Consider the following 20,040-nt stretch of genomic DNA (forward strand, 5'->3'; position numbering starts at 1 on the left):
GGGTGTGTGGGAATAGGGACGTTGAACGTCCCTATTCCCACACACCCCGTCGTGACCGGACCAGTCGCGCCCCGAAATCCACACAGCCGACGTTCTGGGACGGACGTGATGCGACACGGTCTCGCGAGTCACCACGAACGGGTGATGCGTACGGCGGAGAGACGCGAGTACGTAATTCACCCGATGTGCCCCGCTACTCCGGAGTAGCAGACTCGGCGGCCCGACGATTCCCGCTGCTCCGGAGGTCGATGATGACCCTGACCGCGTCCCACGCCCCAGCCCGTACCGCCGCCCTCGTGATCGCCCGCGTGGTCGTCGACGGGATCCGGCACTCGCTGCCGGAGCACGCGCCACTGTTCGACGCGCGGGCCACGGAGTTCGTCGCCTCGGTACTGGAGCACGACGGGACGAACCTGGGCATCGCCGCGGGTGCGGACGCCTTCCGCCGGGTCGGCGTCGCCGAATACGCGGCGGGCAAGGAACTGGAACGGCTCACTCGCGCCTACCACTCGGCGGGCCGGGCCGCCCTGCCCGCGCTGGCCTCGCTGTCCCGGCAGCCAGGGGCCGGGTCGGCGCTGATGGACACCGGGGTGGAGGCCCTGCTCCGCTGCGCGGACGTCCTCATCCGGCTGTCCACCGCCGCCTACCGCGCGGCGCACACGCCGTCGGTCGCCGAAGTGCGGCAAGACCTGCTGAGGGAGATCTTGAGCGGCCGCCCGCCGTCGAAGTGGGCGGGGCTCGCGGCGGAGGCGGGCTGGGTGCCGCCCGCCCGGGTGGTGGCCGTCGCCGCGGAGCCCGGTGCGGTCCGCGCCTCGTTCGGCCCGGAGGTGCTGGCCGACCTGACCGGCGAGTACCCGCATCTGCTCGTGCCGGACGACATCGAGATCGGCGGTGTGCTGGCGGGGGCGCGGGCGGCGGTCGGGCCGGCGGTGGCGCCCGCCGAGGCCGCCGTGTCGCTGCGGTGGGCACGCCGGACCCTGGAGCTGGTCCGGCGTGAGGTGATCGAGGACGGCCCGCTCGTGCGCTGGTCGGACCACCTGACCACGCACTGGCTCTTCGCCGACGAGGTGCTGACGACCGCGCTCGTCGAGCGCAGCCTCGCCCCGATCGACGGCCTGCCCGCGAACGAGCGCGCCAAACTCGCCGAAACCCTCGACGCCATGCTCTCCGCCCGCGGCGGGGCACCCGAGATCGCGGACAACCTCGGCGTCCACCCGCAGACGGTGCGCAACCGCCTGCGCCGTCTCCGGGTCCTGTTCGGTTCCCGGCTCGACGACCCGCAGGCGCGGCTGGACCTGAGGATCGCCTTGCGCGCGGAGCTGCTCGCGCCCGAACCGGGACGGCAGGCGACCCCGATGAAGGTGGCGTGAGGCGTCAGGCGGATTCCGCGGCCCGGGTCACCCACGTGGCGACCTGGACGCGGTTGGAGTAGCCGAGTTTGGTGAGGATGTGGTCGATATGGGTGTCCACCGTCCGCCGGGCGATGCCGAGCCGGTCGGCGATCTCCTGGTTCGTCAGCCCCTCGGCGACCACGTGCGCGATCTCGGTCTCGCGTTTGGTGAGCACCTGCGCGGCCGGGTTCCGCGGTTCGGGCGACCGTTCTTCGAGGGCGTACGCGATGGCGTCCCGGGTGGGCATCGCGGCGCCGTCGGTGAACTCCTTGACCGCGACCTCCCAGCCCAGCGCGGCGGTCACGGTCTCGGTGTCGGCGAGCAGCGGTTCGGTGAACGCCTCGTAACGCGTCGGCCAGGCGCCCACCGTGCGCCAGACGTTCATCGAGGCGCCCTGCAGGATCGCGGCCCGGTTGGGCCGTCCGGTGCGGGCGGCGCAGCCTGCCAGCACAGTGAGCGTGAACCCGACGACGACCCGGTCGTCCACCCGGGCGTGCAGGCGGAGGACCTGCTCACAACAGCGGCTCGCCACCGCGAGATCACCTTGGAGGTACTCGGCGGCCGCGCGCGACCACAGTGCCCAGCCCCGCCAGAAGACCTCACCCCGCCGCTCACAGCGCTCGACGGCTTCCGCCAGTACCGCCCGGCCGCGGTCGATGTCGCCGTTCAGCCAGATGGCCAGCCCGTGGTTGTAGCTCGCCCAGAGGTCCGCGCCTTCGTCGCCGTGGGTGCGGAACAGGTCGATGGCCGTGCCGAACAGGCGCGACGCCTCGGCCATGTCGTTGCCGATCAGCGCGGCGTAGGCGCGGACGTGGAGCACGTAGGCGGCGGCGAGTTCGTCGCCGCTGGTCTCGGCTTCGGCTGTCGCCTTCTCCAGCATGCACCGGTGGGCGGGCAGGTCTCCTTGCACCAGGGCCAGGAAACCGGAGAGCCACAGCACGTGTGCCCGCTCGGGAACACCCGGCGGCGCGGCCTCGTCGAGACGGCGGACCCACATCCGGCCCTCGGTGTTCAGCCCGCGGAAGATCCAGAACTCCTTGACGTCGCGCAGCATCCGCAGCCCGATGATCGCGTCCTCGGGATCGCCGGTGCAGTAGTCGAGGGCGACCCGGAGGTTCGCGTGTTCGCGGCGCAGCCGTCCGATCCAGCCGAGCTGATCGGTCTCCAGCCATTCGGTGGCGTACCGGCAGGCGAGTTCGGCGAACCAGTCCCGGTGCCGTTTCCGGAACTCCGCCGTCCCGCCCGTCTCGCTGAGCCGGTCGACGCCGTACTCGCGCACCGATTCCAGCATGCGGTACCGCACGCCGCCGGGGTATTCCTCGCGCAGCAGGATGGACTTGTCGAGCAGCCCGTCGACGACTTCGAGTACCCGTTCGCGCGGCAGTTCGCCGCCGGAACAGACCTGTTCGGCGGCGTCGAGGTCGAAGCTGCCGGAGAACACGGACGCGCGTGCCCACAGCAGCCGTTCGGGCCCCGTGCACAGGTCGTGGCTCCAGTCGATGAGGGCCCGCATGGTCTCGTGCCGCTCCGGCCGTCCCCGCCGGTCCTTCGTGAGCACGGAGAACTGCCGGTCGAGGCGGTCGGCCAGCTGGCGCAGGGACAACGCCCGCGCTCGGACGGCCGCCAGCTCGATGGCCAGCGGCAGGCCGTCCAGCCTGCGGCACAGCCGGATCAGCGGTTCGGTGTCGGACTCGGTGAGCCGGAACGACGGCGCGACCGCGGTCGCGCGGTCCACGAACAGCCGCACGGACTCGTCGTTCGTCACGCGTTCGAACGAGTCGCCCTGATCCGGGATCGCCAGCGGCGGCACCGGCAGGACGCGTTCACCCGCCACCCCGAGCGACTGCCTGCTCGTGGCCAGCACGGTCACCTGAGGGCAGGCCCTGACGACGGTGTCGGCGAACCAGGCGCAGCTGTCGACCAGATGCTCACAGTTGTCCAGCACCAGCAGCAACCGGCTCGCCTGTAGCACCTCGACGACCACCTCGATGGCCGGTTTCGCCGAGCGGTCACCGAAGCCGAGGACGTTCGCCACGGTCGGCACGAGCAACGCCGGTTCCCGCAGCTCGGCCAGCGACACGAACGCGACCTCGTCGCCGGTCGCCTCGTGGTGGGCCGCGGCGACGCGCCACGCCAGCCGCGTCTTGCCCACGCCACCCGGCCCGGTCAGGGTGACCAGCGACGACGCGTTCAGCAGGCGCCGCGCTTCACCGGTCTCGGCGTCGCGGCCCACGTAGCTGGTCACTTCGGTGGGATCGGCGGACCACCCCGCAAGCGAGCCAACTCCGTCCGCCATGCGTTCTCCCGCCGTCGACCACACCCCGCGTTCCGTCCGATGTAGACGGAAAGCGCCCGGCTGCGGATACTAGCGGACCGGCGTCCTCCTAGCGGGGTGCTTGCTTGCCGCGATCATGCGCCCAGCCCGCCAGTACCGTTCCCGCGGCCACGAGCAGCAGGAACACGAGCAACCTGCCGCCCCAGTCACCGGGTACCCAGTCGAACGCGCCCCACAACTGGGTCGCGGAATGATCGAAAAGGCTGCGGATGGCGGCCTGCGCGAAGACGGCGATGGCCACCATCCCGACGATCTGCAGCCCCAGATAGCCGCCCTTGGTCATGCTTCCTACCTCCTGGTCCTCGGTCGGCTCCCAGCTTCGCCCGCGCGATCGGGGAGCACATCGGCAGCGCGTCGCGCGTGGCCTCCGACCAAAGTCGAGCCCCGGATCGTCCTGTGTCCGGCTGCGCCGCCGCGAGCGGGTCGACCATGATGGGCCGGTGATCACCGACGCCGTCGCGCGGCCGCCCCTCCGGCTGTGGGGAGAGGCCTGGCGCCTGCTCGCCGCGGCCGGCCTCGGCGTGCTGCTCTGGCTCGTCACGGCGTCGCAGCTGCCGGTGGGCGCGTCGGGACCGAGGGTCGACTGGCTGATCACCGGCGATCCGCTGATCGCCCTCGCCTGCCTGGTCGCGCTGCTGTGGCGCCGTCGCTTCCCGGTCGTGGTCACGACCGCGGTCGCCCTCGCCTCGATGGCTTCGGTGCTGGCGGCCGGCGCGGCGTTGCTGTCGCTCTGTTCGCTCGCCACCCGTCGGCGGCCCGCCGAAACGGCGTTCGTCGCGGTGTTGTCGGTGGTCACGGCGGTGCTGACCGCCGGCCTCTACCCGCAGCGCGAGGCGCCGGGGCCGTTGTGGCTGGTGATCAGCCTTCCCACCTTGCTGGTGGGCATCGTGGTGGCGGTCGGCGCCGCGATCGGGGCGCGCCGGGAAGAGGTGCGTTCCCTGCGGCAACAGGTCGAAAGCGCGGAACGGGAGCAGGCCGCGCGGGCGGCCGAGGCACGGATCATGGAGCGGCACCGGATCGCCCGCGAGATGCACGACGTCCTCGCGCACCGGGTCTCGCTGGTCGCGATGCAGGCGGGAGTGCTGGGGCACCGTCCGGATCTGCCCGCCGACCAGGTCGCGGAGCTGGCCCGCGGGATCGCCGACGGCTCCCATCAGGCGCTGGAGGAGCTGCGGGACGTCCTCGGCGTGCTGAGAGCGAGCCCCGAAGAGCTGGAGCCACCGCAGCCTTCGCTCGCGGACCTGCCGGCACTGGTCGCGGACGCGCGTGCACTGGGGCTGGACGTCACTTTGACGGCCTCGATCCCGGGTGAGCCACCCGACGCGATCGCGAGAACCGTCTACCGGGTCGTTCAGGAAGGCCTGACGAACGCGGGCAAACACGCGCCGGGGGCGAGAGTGGCCGTCACCGTCGAGGGCGAAGCCGGGGACGGCGTGCGGGCGACGATCCGGGATTCCGGTGCGGCGCGGGCGGTCGCGGGGCCGCCCACCTCGGGTTTCGGACTGCTGGGCCTCTCCGAGCGGGTCGGGCTGGCAGGCGGCGAACTGGACCACCACGCGGAACCAGGTGGCGGATTCGTCCTCATCGCGCGGTTGCCGTGGCCGGTCCGCGAAGGGAGCGAGTGAATGGACAACGAGCGGGTGCGGGTCGTCCTCGTCGACGACGAGCACCTGGTGCGGATGGCGCTGCGGCTCATCGTCGACGGCGAGCCCGACCTCGTCGTGGTCGGCGAGGCCGCCGACGGCGACGCGGCGGTGACCGTGGTGGGGGAGCAGCGGCCCGACGTCGTCCTGATGGACGTACGGATGCCCGGGCGCGACGGGCTGAGCGCGACCGAGGAGATCCTCCGGCTGCGGGAACCGCCCCGGATCCTGGTGCTCACGACGTTCGACTCGGACGAGATGGTGCTGGGCGCGCTGCGTGTCGGGGCGCTCGGATTCCTCCTGAAGGACACGCCGCCGCCCCGCATCCTCGCGGCGATCCGGACGGTCGCGACCGGCGAACCCGCGCTTTCGCCCGCCGCGACGTCCCGGCTGATCGCCGCGGCCACCGGGCCGCACTCGTCCGACGCGCGCCGGGCGTCCCGGGAGACCGCCCGCGACCTGCTGGCCACCCTGACCGACCGTGAACGCGAGACCGCGAACGCCATCGCGGAGGGCTTGTCCAACACCGACGTCGCGCGGAGGCTGGACATCACCGTCGCGACGGTGAAGGCGCACACCAGCAGCATGCTCGCGAAACTCGGCGTCGAGAACCGGGTACAGATCGCCCTGCTCGTCCGCGACGCCGAAGGCTGAAACTTTTTTCCGGCGCGGTGTCGAATCCGTCGTTCCCCGGACGACGCAGTGTCGAAAGCAGTTCGAAAAGACCAAGGAGAAACCAGATGCGCACCCTGATCGCCACCGCGTTCGTCTCGCTCGACGGCGTCGTCGAAGGCCCCGGCGGGGAGCCGGGCTACCGCAACTCCGGCTGGACCTTCGACGGTATCGAGTTCGACGAAGCGGCCTACGAGCTCAAGGGGCGTGAGCAGGGCGAGGCCACCGCGATGATGATGGGCCGGGTCAGCTACCAGGCGTTCTCGCCGGTGTGGCCCGGTATGACCGAGGAGTTCGCCGAGTACAACGCGATGCCGAAGTACGTCGTCTCGACCACGCTGCGGGAGGAGGACCTCGTCGGCAACTGGGGCGAGACCACGATCCTGCGTTCGCTCGACGACGTCGCGAAGCTGAAGGAGACCGAGGGCGGGCCGATCATCATCCACGGCAGCGCGGAACTGAACCGGAACCTCGCCGACGCCGGGCTGATCGACCGCTACCACCTGCTGCTGTTCCCGGTCCTGCTCGGTGCGGGCAAGAAGCTGTTCAGCGACACCGACAAGGACAAGCAGAACCTCAAGCTCGTCGAGAGCGAGGCCTACGGCAACGGGATCCAGAAGCTGGTCTACGACGTCATCCGATGATCGGACCCCGGCCGGGCCCCGGGCCCGCGCCCTGCGATCATGAACCGCGTGACCAAACCCGTCTTCGTGCAGCCGAACCTCGACGGACCGGCGGTGGAACTGTCCGGGGTCGAGGTCCATGTCGGCCGCGTGCCACTGGTGTCGGACGTCGGCTGGCGGGTGGACTACGGCCAGCGCTGGGTGGTCCTCGGCCGCAACGGGGCCGGGAAGTCCACGATCCTTTCGGTGGCCTCGACCCAGCGGTTCCCCAGCGCGGGGACGGCCGTCGTGCTCGGCCACCGGATGGGCGCGGTCGACCTGCGTGACGTGCGGACGCATATCGGCTTCGTCGGGGCGAACCAGCGGCTGCCGGACGCGGAGAACCACGACGCGCACACGGTGGTGATGACCGGGTTCAGCGGAAGCGTGCTGCCGCTGTGGGACCGCTACGACGACACTGTCCGGGACAGGGCGGCGAAACTGCTCGAACTGGTCGGCTGCACCGAACTGCGCGACCGGCCCGTGCGCGTCTGCTCGCAGGGCGAGCGCGCCCGGGTCCGGCTCGCCAGGGCGCTCATGGCCGACCCGCTGCTGCTCCTGCTGGACGAGCCGTTCGCCGGTCTCGACCTGCCCGGCCGCGAGGATCTGCTGATGGCGCTGGAGAACCTGACGCTGGCCCAGCCGGAGCTGGCGACCGTCACCGTGACGCATCATCTGGAGGAGATCCCGGCGACGGCCACGCACGCCCTGATGGTGCGTCGCGGCAGGGTCACCGGTGCGGGCCCGATCGATGAGGTCCTCACCGGGGAGGGGCTTTCCGCCTGTTACGAACGGGACGTCGAGGTCCATCGCATCAACGGGCGGTGGGCCGCGCACGCGGTGCGACGTTCGTGAAGACCCGCCGGCCCGGTCAGGCGGAAGGGCAGGGCCAGGCGAGCCGGACGACGGTCCCGGTCGGCGTGCTCGTCACCGTCGCCTCCGGCGCGAAGGCGCGGATGATCGGCAGGCCGCGTCCGCCGTCCGGGCGGCGTCCGTCGCGCCAGCGGCCCTCGTCGGCGACGCTGATCCTGACGTGACCGTCGTCGTGGGCGGCGGTCACCCGCATGACGTTGTCTTCGGTGCCGTCGGGATACGCGTGCTTGACGACGTTCGTCATCGCTTCGTAGGCGGTGAGCTTGAGATCCTCGGCCAGCTCCCGGGGAAGGCCCCGGCCGAGGGCCCATTTCGCCAGGAGGTCCCGTAACGCGGCCGCCTGTGCGGCGACCGCGGCGACCTCGAGGACCAGCTCGTCGGTGCCGTCGCGCACCGGCTCGTCGATCGGCATCACGAAGCTTCTCCTCGTCGTCCGCCGCGGTCCACGACCGCCGGATCCAACGACAAGGCTAAGGCACCGCCGGGCATCGGGACACGAGTGCCGCGCGAGCGGGCGGCTCCATCGGATATGTTCGAGACTGTCGCGTACCGATCGTGAGGGGTGGATGACGGTGACGAGCGGAGACGGCGAAACCCGGGAGGTCCCGTTCTCGGTGACCGTCGCCAGGCCCGATGGCGCCGAGGTCGTCATCGCGGTGGCGGGGGAGATCGACCTGACGACCTCCGAGGATCTCAAGGAGACCTTCGAGGACGCGCTGGAGCCCGCGCCGGGCAAGCTCGTGGTCGACCTCGAAGGCGTGGAGTTCTGCGATTCCACGGGTTTGGCGACCCTGGTCAGGATCAACGACCGGTGCAGCACGCAGGGGGTCGACCTCAGTTTCCTGCCGTCGCCCACGATCCGGCGGCTGGCTTCGAAGACGGGATTGTCCACGCTCCTGCCGCTCGCCGGATCCTGACCGGGCGGCGGCTCAGCGGTGCGGCACTTCGAGGATCGCGTGGTCGAGGTGCCGGTACACGGGGATATGGCTGTCGACTCCGAACAGCTGCAGCAGGCGCAGTACCGGCCGGGCGTCCGTGACCACCCCGGTCGTGCGGTTTTCGGAGCGGGCGCGGGCCGCGGCGGATTCGATGACCCGTAGCCCGGCGACACCGAGGAAGCCGACTTCGCTGAGGTCGAGCACCGTGGCGACGGGCAGGCGGCCCGAAAGCGCGCGTTCCAGGCGTCCCGCGGTGGCGAGGTCGATCTCCCCGGCCGCGGCGACGATGAGCAGGTCTTCGTTCCACCGGATCCGCTGAACCCGCAACAGGTTCTCGGCCGTGGGACGCGGGCGCGGAATGGTCAGGTGGAGGCCGGCGCGCACGGCGGGGCCGTCGCGGCTGCTCCGCGTGTAGGGAATGCGTTCGGTCATGATGCTGGCTCCCGGATAGCCGGGACGAAACGACAACGGGAAAGCCTGCACAACGGCTGCGCAAGTCAACTCGCCGCCGCGTCGCCCTGTGACAAGGTGCTGGGCCGCGGACATGCGGGTCGTTCGCGCGGGCTGGTGGACTCAACCTCACGTACTTCTCACCGTACGCCGCTCCTCGCGGCTGGCAAGACCATATGCGGTGAACGGCGGGATACATCCTCGTGCATGGTCACTCGCGTAACGCCTTTTCCCAGGCGAGGCCCCATTTTTCGAGCGGGTGCAACGCGTCGAGGAGTCGTTCGCCCAATGGTGTCAGGCGGTAACCCTCGCCGCCGGTCTCGACGATGCGGGCTTCGGTGAGCTCGGCGAGGCGGGTGGCGAGCACGCTCGAAGACATGAGTTCGCAGCGGCGCCGCAGTTCGCGGAAGCCGACGTCGCCCTGGCGCAGTTCCCAGATCACCCGCAGGGTCCACCGGCGTCCCAGCAGGTCGAGCGCGGCCATGAGCGGACGGCCGGTTTCGGAGCCGCGGACCGGCCGCCCGGGCCGCGGGATCGGTTCGCCGGGCATGGCACCCCCTTGTGCTTCGACTTTCGAAGCAGCATAGTGGTTCTGAAATCGAAGCACTGGAGGTGTCATGGCCCGGATCGCGCCACTCACCCCGCCGTACGAGGCGGACGTCGAACAAGCTCTCCGCAAGTGGATGCCGCCCGGGGTGGCGCGGGAGCCGCTGGCGCTCTTCCGCCTGCTGCAGCTCCATCCCGAGCTGGCGTCGCGGATGCGCGTCCTGGGCGCCGGTCTGCTCGCGCACGGCGGATTACCCGCGCTGGACCGGGAAATCGTCATCGCGCGGGTGACCGCCCGGTGCGGATGCCGCTACGAATGGGGTGTCCACGCCGCGGTTTTCGCGCCGGTGGTCGGTTTGACGCCGGAGCAGCTCGAAGCGACCGTGTCGGGTGACTCCGGGCATCCCGTCTGGTCGGAGCGACACCGTGCGTTGATCCGCGCCGTCGACGAACTCCACGACACCGCAACGGTTTCCGCCGAGACGTGGGCCGCGCTCGCCGGGCACTTCCCGGCGCCGCTGCTCTTGGAACTCCTCGTGCTGGCCGGCTGGTACCGGACGATCGCCAACGTCGCCAACGCGGTCGCGCTCGAAGAGGAGCCGTGGGCCGCCCCTTATCCCGGCCGCTAGGACCGGTGTGAGTCGATTTCCCTGGTGTCGTCCCGTTCCCGGCCCGAGGACTTCCAGGCGGCGAGACCGCAGAGGAGCGCCGCCGCGAAGCCGACCGCGCTGAGTGTCCCGGCCCAGACGGCACCGGTGCTGGCGAGCAGGTAGAGCTGGACCACGGCGGTGCACGCGTAGACGACCGCCAGACCCAGCCACAGCCGTTGCGGCATCATCCCCCGTCTCCGTTCGCTCGGTACGGGGTCAATCGCGGCGAGGCGGGATCGGGTTACAGGCTCCGGAAGAAGTCCGCCAGCCCGTCCCACGACTGTGCGCTCCGCCGCCGCTCCCACCACGTCCGGAACGGGGTCGACGCCATCGCGTGCCGCGTGTACGACGTCATCACCGCGCGGTACACGTTCTCCGCCTGGTCCCACGTCAGCCGTTCCTTGCGCCAGGCCAGCACCAGCCGCATCCGCATGGGGTCGCCCTTCAACGGCCGGACGACCATGCCGGGCAGTTCGGGTGCGGTGGGTTCGACGAGCTGCACCGCCTGCCCGGCGGCGATCAGGTGCCGTCCGCCGCCGTTCGGGCATTCGAACCGGATCCGCGGCGTGAACCCGGCGCGATGTGTCGCCGCGCGCAGCGACGTCAGCGAGCCGTCCTCGGGGCCGGGCGGCCCGATCCATGCTTCGTCGGCAAGGTCCGCCAGGTCGACTTCGAACCCGCCGGCGAGCGGGTGCTTCGCTGGGAGGCCGACGAACACGGGCACCCACGAGAACAGCACCCGGTGCCCGAGATGCTTCGCCAGCGGCACTTCCTGATCGTCGGACATGGCGATGACGGCGATGTCGAGCGTCGCGCGGGCCAGCGCCTGCGCCAGGACCGTGCTGGAGGGTTCCACGTGGACGGTCACGTCCAGCCCCGGCAGCGCGTCGTCCAGACGTTCGACGAAGGTGGGCAGACAGTCCATTTGGGACGATCCGAGCCGGACCGGTCCGTCGCCGAGCGCGCCGAGGAGATCGCTTTCGAACCGGTCGAACTCCACGAGCAGGGTCAGCGCCCGGCGCAACGTCTGCTCGCCGACCGGGGTCGGGGTCACGCCGGTATGGCTGCGGACGAACAGCGGCGCGCCGATCTGCCGTTCGAGCCGCTGGAGCAGCGAGGTCAGCGACGGCTGGGACATGCCCAGCGCGGCGGCCGCTTGCGAGAGGCTGCCCGCTTCGGCGATGGCGCAGATCGCCCGCAGGTGCCGGATCTCCAGGGCCATAGGCGGAGTCTATCGCCGCCGGTCATTACGGCCCGGCCGTTCGCGGTGCGAAGGTGCGGCCAGAACCGTGACTACCTGAAAGGGGAGCCGATGACCGGCGACCGAACCCGGCCGGATCTGCGCGCGCTGCTGGCCGCCAAAGGGTTCCGGAACTGGATCAGCGACGGGTGGGAGCCCGCCGACACCGCGGTGGACGTGCCGGCGGGTACCGCGGAGGCGGCCGCCGCCCATCGCGGCAGGCTGTCGGCGGAACTGCCCGGTCAGCGGATCGCGCTCGCGGCGGGCCGGGCCGTGGTGCGGTCCAACGACACCTTCCACGGCTTCCGCGCCGACAGCGACTTCGTCTGGCTCACCGGCTGCCAGCGTGAGGGCGCGATCCTCGTGATGACCCCGGCGGGGGACAGCCACCACGCCACGCTGTACGTCCCGCGGCCCGCCGAAGCGCACGAGCCCGACTTCGTCGGCGACGCCGACACCAGCCCGCTGTGGGTGGGCTCCGCCGCCGGACCGGCCGCGTACGAGAGCGCGCTCGGCATCGAATGCCGTCCGCTGGAGGACCTCCCGCACGGTTTGCGCGGACGGAATCCGAGCTTCCTGGTCGGCGCGGGGGTCGACCCCGCGCTCGACGCGTACCGCTTCGGCCACAGCGAACGGCTCCGTACCGTCCTCGCGGAGCTCCGCCGGATCAAGGACGACTGGGAGATCGGCCAGTTGCGCGCCGCCGTCGACGCCACCGCCCTCGGGTTCGCCGACGTGCTGGCCGCGCTCCCGGAGGCGGTCTGCGGTGGCGGGGAACGCTGGCTTCAGGGCACCTTCGACCGCCGTGCCCGCACCGAGGGGACCGGACCGGGCTACACCTCCATCGTGGCGGCCGGACCGCACGCGCCGATCCTGCACTGGACGCGCTGCGACGGGCGGGTGACCGAGGACAGCCTCCTGCTGCTGGACGCCGGCGTCGAGGTGGATTCCTTGTACACGGCCGACATCACCCGCACCTTCCCGGTCGGCGGGGACTTCACGAAGGCGCAGCGCGACGTCTACGACCTCGTGCACAAGGCGCACGTCGCGGCGCTGGGCGAGGTCCGCCCCGGCCAGGACTACGGCGCGTTCCAGGCGACGGCGCTGCGCGTGCTCGCGGAGGGTCTGCACGATTGGGGCCTGCTCCCGGTGTCGGTGGACGAAGCGCTGTCGCCGGACGGGCAGCAGCACCGCCGGTACATCGTCTGCGGTACCGGCCATTTCCTCGGGCTCGACGTCCACGACTGCGCCGCCGCCCATCCGTCGGCGTATCGCGAGGGCACGCTCGCCGAGGGGATGGCGCTCGCGGTGGAACCCGGTCTGTACTTCCACGCCGGCGACCGCACCGTGCCGCCGGAGCTGCGCGGCCTCGGTGTCCGGATCGAGGACGACGTCGTGGTCACTCCAGCGGGGTACGACCTGCTCTCCGGCGGTTTCCCCTCGACCGCCGACGAGATCACCGCCTGGGTCCGGGCAGCCAGGGGGTGAAGGGCGGGCGAGGGGTAAGGCAAAGGTGGCGTAGGCCGCCAAGGAGTCCGGCACGCTCTTGACCGTCCACAAGGGAGTTAAGGGTGTTTGTGTACCTACTACGGGCACGGGTTTGTGTGTTCGGAGCTCACCTGTGCTGCCGGGGGGTTGCGAAAGCCACTTTCGCAACCTTCAACGTTGCGAAAGTGGCTTTCGCAACGTCGGCGTGGCCGGGCCCGGTACCAACAACGGCCTGGACCCACTCACGACCCCCCTCGGAAATCCGTACCTTCAGCCATTGATCAGGCATTTCACCGCACGAACTGTCCCTTGTGGACACTCCCGGAGGGCCGGGCCGCGGTCCGGCCCTCCGGGGTCCCCGTCAGTACCAGATCGTGTGCCCGGCGAGGATCCGCTCGGCGGCACCGGTCGTGGACAGGCCGACGGCCGGCCGGTCCTCGGTGAAGTACTCGCGGAAGTCCTGGCTGAAGTGGCGGGTCATCAGCGCGATCGTACGGTCCCAGTTCCCGCCGTCCGGGCCGTCCGGCGCCCACAGGTCCAGCAGCGACGAGCCGACCCGGCCCTGAACGGTGTCGCCGTCGTCCCAGCCGGGCGTCGGGCCGTCGTTCTCGAAGCTCACCGATGTCCCGTCATCACGGACGTAGCGGTAGTCGCCGAGCGCGTAGGCGGCGACGGCGTCGGCGAAACCTTCGGTCCACGCGCAGGATTCCGAGCTGTGCTTCTCGACGTAGTGCGGGTTGCAGTTGTCCACCACGGGGAAGTCGCGGCCGTAGAGCTGCCACTGGAGCCAGTGTCCCGCCTCGTGGAGGATGAGGTGCTTCGAGTCGGGCATCGACGCGCCGAGGAAGACGTAGTTCGTGTCCGGGTAGTCCCAGTAGCCGCCGTCGGCGACCTTCGGGTCCCAGACGAACGTGATCCGGTCGCAGCGGCCGTCGGACTGCCGCGCCGTCCAGCACGAGGAGACCGGGTTGGCCCGTTTCCAATACAGGACGTTCAGCGTGTCCACGACCTTCCAGGCCCGCTGCAGCGTCGAAGGCACCTTCACCGTGCCGAGGTCGACGGGGCCGGAGACGTTCGTGCGGCGCGCCGAGTCGAACGCGTAGTCGGTGGTGTCGTTCGCGGCCTTCACGACCCGCCACATCGAGGTGCTGCTCGACCGGAACCGCACGTACGCCTCGGCGAGCGACGCGGTGTGGCAGGCGGTGAACCGGCCGTCGGACGCGCCGGTGATGCCGGCGGCGAGCCTGGTCGCCGTGCCGGAACCGGTGCGGCCCCACAGTTCCCAGTTCGCGTTCCGGGCCACCTGCGTGCGCAGCGGCTTGCTCGTCCCGGCTTCGGCGTCGTAGTGGTCGAAGGCGAGTGTGCCGGTGAGACAGGCGTTCGCGGCCGCCGTCGCCGGGGTGGCGGCGGCCGCGGTCAGTCCGAGGGTCGTGATGAGCACCGCGCCGAACGCCCGAAGTCGTCGGCCCGCGGATCTGCGGATCAGCTGCACGGGAATCTCCTCGCTGGAGGGAAACGACGGTGCGCCCGTGACCCTGTGTCAACGGTGACACACCGGTTGGTGATGGAGTTTCATCGCGATCCGCGCGGTCCACCATCGCGCCGCCCCATCGGCCGCGGCTATGCCCCCGGCGTCGGGAGGCGTGTCATGATGTCCGCGAACTCGATCGGCAAAGCGAACGAGGTCGTACGGTTCGACGAACGACAGGGGAGAAGCGGTGCAGGACGAGACGCCCTCGATCCGGGACATGCTGGCGGTCAACCTGCGCGCGGCCAGGGCGGCGCGGGGCATCTCGCTGTCGGAGCTCTCGCGGCGCTCGGGGATCGGCAAGGCGACGCTGTCGCAGCTGGAGTCCGGCGGTGGCAATCCGACCATCGAGACCGTGTTCAGCCTGTCCAGGGTGCTGGAGGTGGCGATCTCCGACCTGCTCGACCACCGGGCGGGCGGTGCGCTCACCGTGGTGCGCGGCGCCGACGTCGAGGTGCTCAGCGGCGAGGGAGTGGATCTCCGGCCGCTGCGGCGCATCGAGGCCGGTGACGGCGTCTTCGAGGTGTACGACCAGGTGGTGCGCGGGGACGCGCCGCAGCGTTCGCAGGGGCACGTCGGAGTCGAGCACACCATCGTGCAGACCGGATCGCTGCTGGTCGAGGTGGCGGGGAAGACCGTCGAGGTCGGGCCTGGGGATTACGTGGCCTTCGACGCCCGTGAGCCGCATTGCTATACCGCTTCGGACGGCCCGGTGCACTCGGTGCTGCTGCTGCAGTACCGCGCCGACGAACGGCTCGACGGCAGGCCGCATCCGGTGCTGAAGGGCTGACCGCTCGCCGGGTATTGACACCCCTCCAGGACGGAACCTACGCTCCGATCGTTCGCTTTACCGAACGCTGGAGGGTCGATGAACCGAACGCGCGTGGTCGTCCTCGGCGCGGGTATCGTCGGCGCCGCGTGCGCCCGTGAGCTGAGCCTGGCGGGCTTCGACGTCGTGGTCGTGGATCGCGGCCGTCCCGCCGGGGGAACCACTTCGCACGGCGAGGGCAACATCCTCGTCTCCGACAAGGGACCCGGCGCCGAACTCGAACTCGCCAAGCTTTCGACCGCGTTGTGGCCCCGGGTCGTCGCCGAGATCGCCGACGAGGACGCCCGCGCCGCCGCGGCGATCGAATACGACCCCAAGGGCGGCATCGTCGTCGCCACCACGGACGGCGGAGCTCGCGCCCTCACCGCCTTCGCCGCGTCACAGCCCGGTGTTCGCGCGGAACCGTTGTCCCACAAGGAACTCGCCGACGCGGAGCCGGCGCTGACCCGTGAGGTGACCGCCGCGTTCCACTACCCGGAGGACGCGCAGGTCCAGCCCGCGGGCGCGGCGCTGGCCCTGCTGGGCTCCGCACTGCGTCATGGCGCCCGGCTGCGCTCCGGCACCGAAGTCGTCGGCGCGACCGTCCACAACGGACGGATAACCGGCGTCCGGGTGCCCGGTGAACTGATCGAGGCCGACGTCGTCGTGAACGCCGCGGGCCCGTGGGCGGGCCAGGTGTCGGCGCGTCTCGGCGCCGCGATCGCGGTCCGGCCCCGCCGCGGCGAGGTACTGGTGACCACGCCGATGCCCGGTGTCGTCCGGCACAAGGTGTACGACGCCGATTACGTCGGCGCGGTCGGTGCCGATTCGGGTGACCTGCAGACCTCCGCCGTCGTCGAGTCCACCTGGGGCGGCACCGTGCTGATCGGCTCGTCCCGCCGCCGGGTGGGGTTCGACGACGCGATCCGCCCGGACGTGCTGAGCGCCATCGCGGTCAAGGCGCTGCGCCTGTTCCCGGCGCTCGCCGACGTCGCGATCATGCGCGCGTACGGCGGCTTCCGGCCCTACGTCGACGATCACCTCCCGGTGCTCGGCGAGGATCCGCGACTGGGGAATCTCTGGCACGCCACCGGGCACGAGGGCGCCGGGATCGGGCTGAGCGTCGGTACCGCCCGCCTGCTGCGCGAACTGCTCATCGGTTCGGAGCCATCGATGCCCGTCGAAGAGTTCACTGTGGACCGCCCGGCCGTACTGGCGGAGGTGGCGGCGTGAGCGGATGGCTGCTGCCGCGCGATCGCGACCCGGTGGGCCGCACCGACCGGCCGATCCGGGTCACCGTCGACGGCGAGACCCTGACCGGGATCGCCGGGCAGAGCGTGGCGGGCGTGTTGCTCGCCGCGGGCCGGACCTCCTGGCGCACCACCCGGTCGGGGGCACCGCGCGGTGTGTTCTGCGGTATCGGCGCGTGCTTCGACTGCCTGCTCACGGTGAACGACGTGCCCGACGTCCGCGCCTGCCGCCGCCCGGCCGCGGACGGGGACGAGATCCGCACCCAGTCCCGGGAGGAGACCGCGTGAACGTGGTGATCGTCGGCGCCGGGCCCGCCGGGCTCGCGGCGGCCGAACACGCGCTGCGGGCCGGTGCCCGGGTCACGGTGCTGGACCAGGCGGACACCCCTGGCGGGCAGTACAACCGGATGCTTCCCGGGGCGTATGCGGCGCGGCGTCCGGAGCGGGTCCAGCACGGGTGGGCGGAGTTCGACCGGCGGCGCCGGGTGCTTTCGCATCCGCGATGCCGGTGGTGGCCCGGCTCCACCGTCTGGGCGTTCGACCGCACGGAGAAGACGGTGCACGTCCTGCGGGGACCGTCCGATGGCTCCGGACGCGAGCTGCTGACCCTCGTCCCGGACGCGCTGATCCTGGCGACCGGCGCGCACGACCGCACCCTGCCGTTCCCCGGCTGGGAACTGCCCGGCGTGTACACCGCGGGCGCGGCGCAGGCGCTGGCGAAGGGGGAGCGGGTCGCGATCGGCGAGCGGGTGCTCGTCGCCGGGGCCGGGCCGTTCCTGCTGCCGGTCGCGGAATCGTTGCTGGGCGCCGGGGCCGAGGTGGTCGCGGTACTGGAGGCGAACCCGGTCGGGACCGTCCGAAAAGGATGGTCGTCCCGCCCGTGGCGCCTCGCCGCCCAGGCGGGGAAGGCGGGTGAACTGGCGCGGTACGCCGCGACGCTGGCCCGGCATCGGGTCCCGTACCGGATGGGCCGGGTGGTGATCGAGGCGCGCGGCGCGGACCGCGTCCGCGAGGTCGTGACCGCGAAGGTCCGCGCCGACTGGTCGGTCGTTCCGGGCACCGAGCGCACCTACGAGGTCGACGCGGTCTGCGTCGGACACGGCTTCGTCCCGCAGCCGGAATTGGCCGTCGCCGCGGGCTGCGCGCTGCACGAGGGGTTCGTGCGGGTCGACGCCGCGCAACGGACCACAGTGGACGGTGTCTTCGCCGCGGGTGAGATCACCGGGATCGGCGGCGCGGTCACGGCGGCGGCCGAGGGAGCGGTGGCCGGCTGCGTCGCGGCCGGGGCCGAGCCGTCGCCAGGGTTGATCCGCGCCCGCGACCGGGCGCTGGCCTTCGCCGAACGCCTCGCCACGGCCTACCCCATCGGCGCGGCCTGGAAAGGCTGGCTGCGCGACGACACGATCGTCTGCCGCTGTGAGGAGACGACGTACGGCGAACTGACGCGTGCGGCCGAGGACACGGTCTGTCCCGGCCCGCACGCCCTGAAACTCGGCACCCGGGCCGGCCTCGGCCCGTGCCAGGGCCGCATCTGCGGTCCGACCGTGTCCGAACTCTGTGGTGGTACCGAACGGCATCACCGCCCGATCGTCCAGCCGATCCGGCTGGGCGAACTCGCCGCCCGAACCGAAGGAGAACCTGGATGAGCACCCCCGACCTCGGTGGCGTCGTCGTCGCGACCGCACTCCCGTACCGGGCGGACGCGTCGGCCCCCGCCGGGCTGGCCGTGGACTACGACGCCTACGCCGCGCACTGCCGGTGGCTGGTCGACAACGGCTGCCGGGGCGTCGGCCCGAACGGCTCGCTCGGCGAATACTCGTCGCTGACCGACGAGGAACGCCGTCGCGTCGCCCGCACCGCGATCGAAACCGTCGGTGACGACGGGATCGTCGTCGTCGGCGTGCACGGGCCCGGCTCGCATCAGGCCAGGTACTGGGCCGAGGTCGCGGCCGAGGACGGTGCCGACGGTCTGCTGTGCCTGCCGCCCACGATGTACCGCGCGAACCGCGGCGAGGTGCTCGCGCATTTCGAAGCGGTGGCGTCGGTCGGGCTGCCGGTGATGGTCTACAACAACCCCATCGACACCAAGGTCGACCTCACGCCGGCGCTGCTCGCCGAGATCGTGCGGATCGACAACGTGGTCGCGGTCAAGGAGTTCTCCGGCGACGTCCGGCGGGTGCTGGAGATCCGCGAGCAGGCGCCCGGCCTGGACGTGATCAGCGGCGCGGACGACGTCGTGCTGGAAAGCCTGCTGATGGGGGCGACCGGCTGGTTCGCCGGATTCCCCAACGTGTTCCCCGCCGAGTCGGTGCGCCTGTTCGACCTGGCGCGGGCCGGCAAGCTCGACGAGGCGAGGGCGCTCTACGAACCGCTGGTCGCCGCGTTCCGCTGGGATTCGCGCACCGAGTTCGTCCAGGCGATCAAACTCGGGATGGACCTCGTCGGCCGCTACGGCGGGCCGTGCCGTCCGCCGCGAGGGCCGCTGACCGAGGAACACCGCGAGCAGGTCACCGCCGACATGCGCCGCGCCCTCGCCTCGCTGGGGGTGGAGTAGGTGCGGTCGATCCGGTCGATCACCGCCGTCGACTCCCATACCGAGGGCATGCCGACCCGGGTGGTGACCGGCGGGGTCGGCGTCATCCCCGGCGACACGATGGCCGACCGCCGCCGGTACTTCATGGAGAACCTGGACCACCTGCGGCAGTTCCTGATGAACGAGCCGCGTGGCCATTCGGCGATGAGCGGCGCGATCCTGCAGCCGCCCGCGCGGCCGGACGCCGACTGGGGTGTGGTGTACATCGAGGTGTCCGGCTGCCTGCCGATGTGCGGGCACGGCACGATCGGCGTGGCGACCGTGCTGGTGGAGACCGGCATGGTCGAGGTGACCGAACCGAAGACCGTCGTACGGCTGGACACCCCGGCCGGGCTCGTGCACGCCGAGGTCGAGGTCCGGGACGGCCGCGCGGTGCGCGTCAAGCTCCGCAACGTCGCGTCGTTCCTCGCCGAGCGGGACGCCGTGGTCGAGGTGCCCGGCCTCGGCGAGGTGCGGTACGACCTGGCCTACGGCGGCAACTTCTACGCCATCCTCGAACTGTCCCAAGTGGACATCCCGTTCGACAGGGCGGAGAAGGACCGGATCCTCGCCGCCGGGCTGGACATCATGGCGGCGATCAACGACCAGCGGCCGCCGAAGCATCCCGCCGATCCGCTGATCGGCGGCTGCAAGCACGTCCAGTTCCTCGCGCCGGGTTCGGACGCGCGGTCGTCGCGGAACGCGATGGCGATCCATCCCGGCTGGTTCGACCGGTCGCCGTGCGGCACCGGCACTTCGGCGCGGATGGCCCAGCTCCACGCCCGAGGCGAACTGCCGCTGCACACGCCGTTCGAGAACAGCTCGTTCATCGGCACCACCTTCACCGGCGAGCTCGTCGCCGAGACCACCGTCGGCGGCGTTCCCGCCGTGGTGCCGGAGTTCTCCGGACGCGCGTGGATCACCGGCAACGCCACTTATCTGCTCGACCCGGACGACCCGTTCCCCGCGGGCTTCGTGCTCTGACGGGTTCTCC

At 71.4% G+C, this 20,040-nt stretch carries 22 protein-coding genes; 14 read left to right on the plus strand and 8 right to left on the minus strand.

Annotated features, from left to right (window positions below):
• The first annotated feature begins 248 nt into the window (after window positions 1–248).
• On the plus strand, window positions 249–1,370 hold the full coding sequence (locus tag ACZ1DY_RS20495) for a helix-turn-helix domain-containing protein (RefSeq protein WP_465485394.1): 1,122 nt from the start codon (window positions 249–251) through the stop codon (window positions 1,368–1,370).
• A gap of 4 nt (window positions 1,371–1,374) precedes the next feature.
• On the opposite strand, the gene ACZ1DY_RS20500 is transcribed toward ACZ1DY_RS20495, so the two are convergent.
• On the minus strand, window positions 1,375–3,687 hold the full coding sequence (locus tag ACZ1DY_RS20500; protein ID WP_465485395.1) for an ATP-binding protein: 2,313 nt from the start codon (window positions 3,685–3,687) through the stop codon (window positions 1,375–1,377).
• A gap of 88 nt (window positions 3,688–3,775) precedes the next feature.
• Window positions 3,776–4,009: a hypothetical protein gene (locus ACZ1DY_RS20505; protein ID WP_192744574.1), complete on the minus strand. Its 234-nt coding sequence runs from the start codon at window positions 4,007–4,009 to the stop codon at window positions 3,776–3,778.
• Window positions 4,010–4,166: 157 nt separating this feature from the next.
• On the opposite strand from ACZ1DY_RS20505, the gene ACZ1DY_RS20510 reads away from it, so the two are divergent.
• From ACZ1DY_RS20510 to ACZ1DY_RS20525, 4 genes are all read left to right on the plus strand, one after another.
• Complete coding sequence (locus ACZ1DY_RS20510; RefSeq protein WP_465485396.1) at window positions 4,167–5,351, plus strand: sensor histidine kinase; 1,185 nt, start codon at window positions 4,167–4,169, stop codon at window positions 5,349–5,351.
• Window positions 5,352–6,023: a response regulator gene (locus tag ACZ1DY_RS20515; protein WP_465485397.1), complete on the plus strand. Its 672-nt coding sequence runs from the start codon at window positions 5,352–5,354 to the stop codon at window positions 6,021–6,023.
• Between the two features lie 86 nt (window positions 6,024–6,109).
• Window positions 6,110–6,685 (plus strand): dihydrofolate reductase family protein, encoded by a 576-nt coding sequence (locus ACZ1DY_RS20520; RefSeq protein ID WP_465485398.1) that lies wholly within the window; start codon window positions 6,110–6,112, stop codon window positions 6,683–6,685.
• 39 nt (window positions 6,686–6,724) lie between these two features.
• Window positions 6,725–7,558 (plus strand): ABC transporter ATP-binding protein, encoded by an 834-nt coding sequence (locus tag ACZ1DY_RS20525; RefSeq protein ID WP_257487158.1) that lies wholly within the window; start codon window positions 6,725–6,727, stop codon window positions 7,556–7,558.
• Window positions 7,559–7,574: 16 nt separating this feature from the next.
• Here the strand turns inward: ACZ1DY_RS20525 and ACZ1DY_RS20530 are convergent, their stop codons facing one another.
• On the minus strand, window positions 7,575–7,988 hold the full coding sequence (locus tag ACZ1DY_RS20530; protein ID WP_126732166.1) for an ATP-binding protein: 414 nt from the start codon (window positions 7,986–7,988) through the stop codon (window positions 7,575–7,577).
• Between the two features lie 154 nt (window positions 7,989–8,142).
• On the opposite strand from ACZ1DY_RS20530, the gene ACZ1DY_RS20535 reads away from it, so the two are divergent.
• Window positions 8,143–8,493: an STAS domain-containing protein gene (locus ACZ1DY_RS20535; RefSeq protein WP_126732165.1), complete on the plus strand. Its 351-nt coding sequence runs from the start codon at window positions 8,143–8,145 to the stop codon at window positions 8,491–8,493.
• A gap of 12 nt (window positions 8,494–8,505) precedes the next feature.
• Here the strand turns inward: ACZ1DY_RS20535 and ACZ1DY_RS20540 are convergent, their stop codons facing one another.
• Both ACZ1DY_RS20540 and ACZ1DY_RS20545 read right to left on the minus strand, forming a co-directional pair.
• A complete protein-coding gene (locus tag ACZ1DY_RS20540) occupies window positions 8,506–8,946 on the minus strand; it encodes an STAS domain-containing protein (protein ID WP_465485399.1) in 441 nt (146 codons plus the stop codon).
• A 229-nt stretch (window positions 8,947–9,175) separates the two neighbouring features.
• Complete coding sequence (locus ACZ1DY_RS20545; protein ID WP_126732163.1) at window positions 9,176–9,514, minus strand: winged helix-turn-helix transcriptional regulator; 339 nt, start codon at window positions 9,512–9,514, stop codon at window positions 9,176–9,178.
• Between the two features lie 67 nt (window positions 9,515–9,581).
• Here ACZ1DY_RS20545 and ACZ1DY_RS20550 point away from each other — a divergent pair, with 67 nt between their 5' ends.
• Window positions 9,582–10,139, plus strand: coding sequence for a carboxymuconolactone decarboxylase family protein (locus ACZ1DY_RS20550; RefSeq protein WP_465485400.1), 558 nt, complete (start codon window positions 9,582–9,584; stop codon window positions 10,137–10,139).
• Here the strand turns inward: ACZ1DY_RS20550 and ACZ1DY_RS20555 are convergent.
• The gene (locus ACZ1DY_RS20555; protein WP_465485401.1) at window positions 10,136–10,348 is read right to left on the minus strand and encodes a hypothetical protein; all 213 of its coding nucleotides are present in this window, start codon (window positions 10,346–10,348) and stop codon (window positions 10,136–10,138) included. The genes ACZ1DY_RS20550 and ACZ1DY_RS20555 overlap by 4 nt on opposite strands.
• Window positions 10,349–10,401: 53 nt before the next feature.
• Window positions 10,402–11,382: a LysR family transcriptional regulator gene (locus ACZ1DY_RS20560; RefSeq protein WP_126732160.1), complete on the minus strand. Its 981-nt coding sequence runs from the start codon at window positions 11,380–11,382 to the stop codon at window positions 10,402–10,404.
• 90 nt (window positions 11,383–11,472) lie between these two features.
• Between ACZ1DY_RS20560 and ACZ1DY_RS20565 the strand changes: the two genes are divergently transcribed.
• On the plus strand, window positions 11,473–12,888 hold the full coding sequence (locus ACZ1DY_RS20565) for an aminopeptidase P family protein (RefSeq protein ID WP_465485402.1): 1,416 nt from the start codon (window positions 11,473–11,475) through the stop codon (window positions 12,886–12,888).
• 361 nt (window positions 12,889–13,249) lie between these two features.
• Here the strand turns inward: ACZ1DY_RS20565 and ACZ1DY_RS20570 are convergent, their stop codons facing one another.
• The gene (locus ACZ1DY_RS20570; RefSeq protein WP_465485403.1) at window positions 13,250–14,380 is read right to left on the minus strand and encodes a metalloprotease; all 1,131 of its coding nucleotides are present in this window, start codon (window positions 14,378–14,380) and stop codon (window positions 13,250–13,252) included.
• A gap of 226 nt (window positions 14,381–14,606) precedes the next feature.
• Between ACZ1DY_RS20570 and ACZ1DY_RS20575 the strand changes: the two genes are divergently transcribed.
• The 6 genes from ACZ1DY_RS20575 (at window position 14,607) to ACZ1DY_RS20600 (ending at window position 20,030) form a co-directional block, all read left to right on the plus strand.
• Window positions 14,607–15,206, plus strand: coding sequence for a helix-turn-helix domain-containing protein (locus ACZ1DY_RS20575; protein ID WP_185927041.1), 600 nt, complete (start codon window positions 14,607–14,609; stop codon window positions 15,204–15,206).
• Window positions 15,207–15,284: 78 nt separating this feature from the next.
• Window positions 15,285–16,457 carry an NAD(P)/FAD-dependent oxidoreductase gene (locus ACZ1DY_RS20580; RefSeq protein WP_465485404.1) on the plus strand — a complete coding sequence of 391 codons (1,173 nt, stop codon included), beginning with the start codon at window positions 15,285–15,287 and terminating at the stop codon, window positions 16,455–16,457.
• Window positions 16,454–16,762 carry a (2Fe-2S)-binding protein gene (locus ACZ1DY_RS20585; RefSeq protein ID WP_465485405.1) on the plus strand — a complete coding sequence of 103 codons (309 nt, stop codon included), beginning with the start codon at window positions 16,454–16,456 and terminating at the stop codon, window positions 16,760–16,762. The genes ACZ1DY_RS20580 and ACZ1DY_RS20585 overlap by 4 nt, the downstream gene beginning before the upstream one ends.
• Window positions 16,759–18,120, plus strand: a complete 1,362-nt coding sequence (locus ACZ1DY_RS20590; protein ID WP_465485406.1) for an FAD/NAD(P)-dependent oxidoreductase — start codon at window positions 16,759–16,761, stop codon at window positions 18,118–18,120. The genes ACZ1DY_RS20585 and ACZ1DY_RS20590 overlap by 4 nt, the downstream gene beginning before the upstream one ends.
• A complete protein-coding gene (locus ACZ1DY_RS20595) occupies window positions 18,117–19,028 on the plus strand; it encodes a dihydrodipicolinate synthase family protein (protein ID WP_465485407.1) in 912 nt (303 codons plus the stop codon). Before ACZ1DY_RS20590 ends, ACZ1DY_RS20595 begins: the two co-directional genes overlap by 4 nt.
• Complete coding sequence (locus ACZ1DY_RS20600; protein WP_126732155.1) at window positions 19,029–20,030, plus strand: proline racemase family protein; 1,002 nt, start codon at window positions 19,029–19,031, stop codon at window positions 20,028–20,030.
• Window positions 20,031–20,040 lie beyond the last annotated feature (10 nt).

Source organism: Amycolatopsis sp. PSD-21 (genome assembly GCF_055561455.1).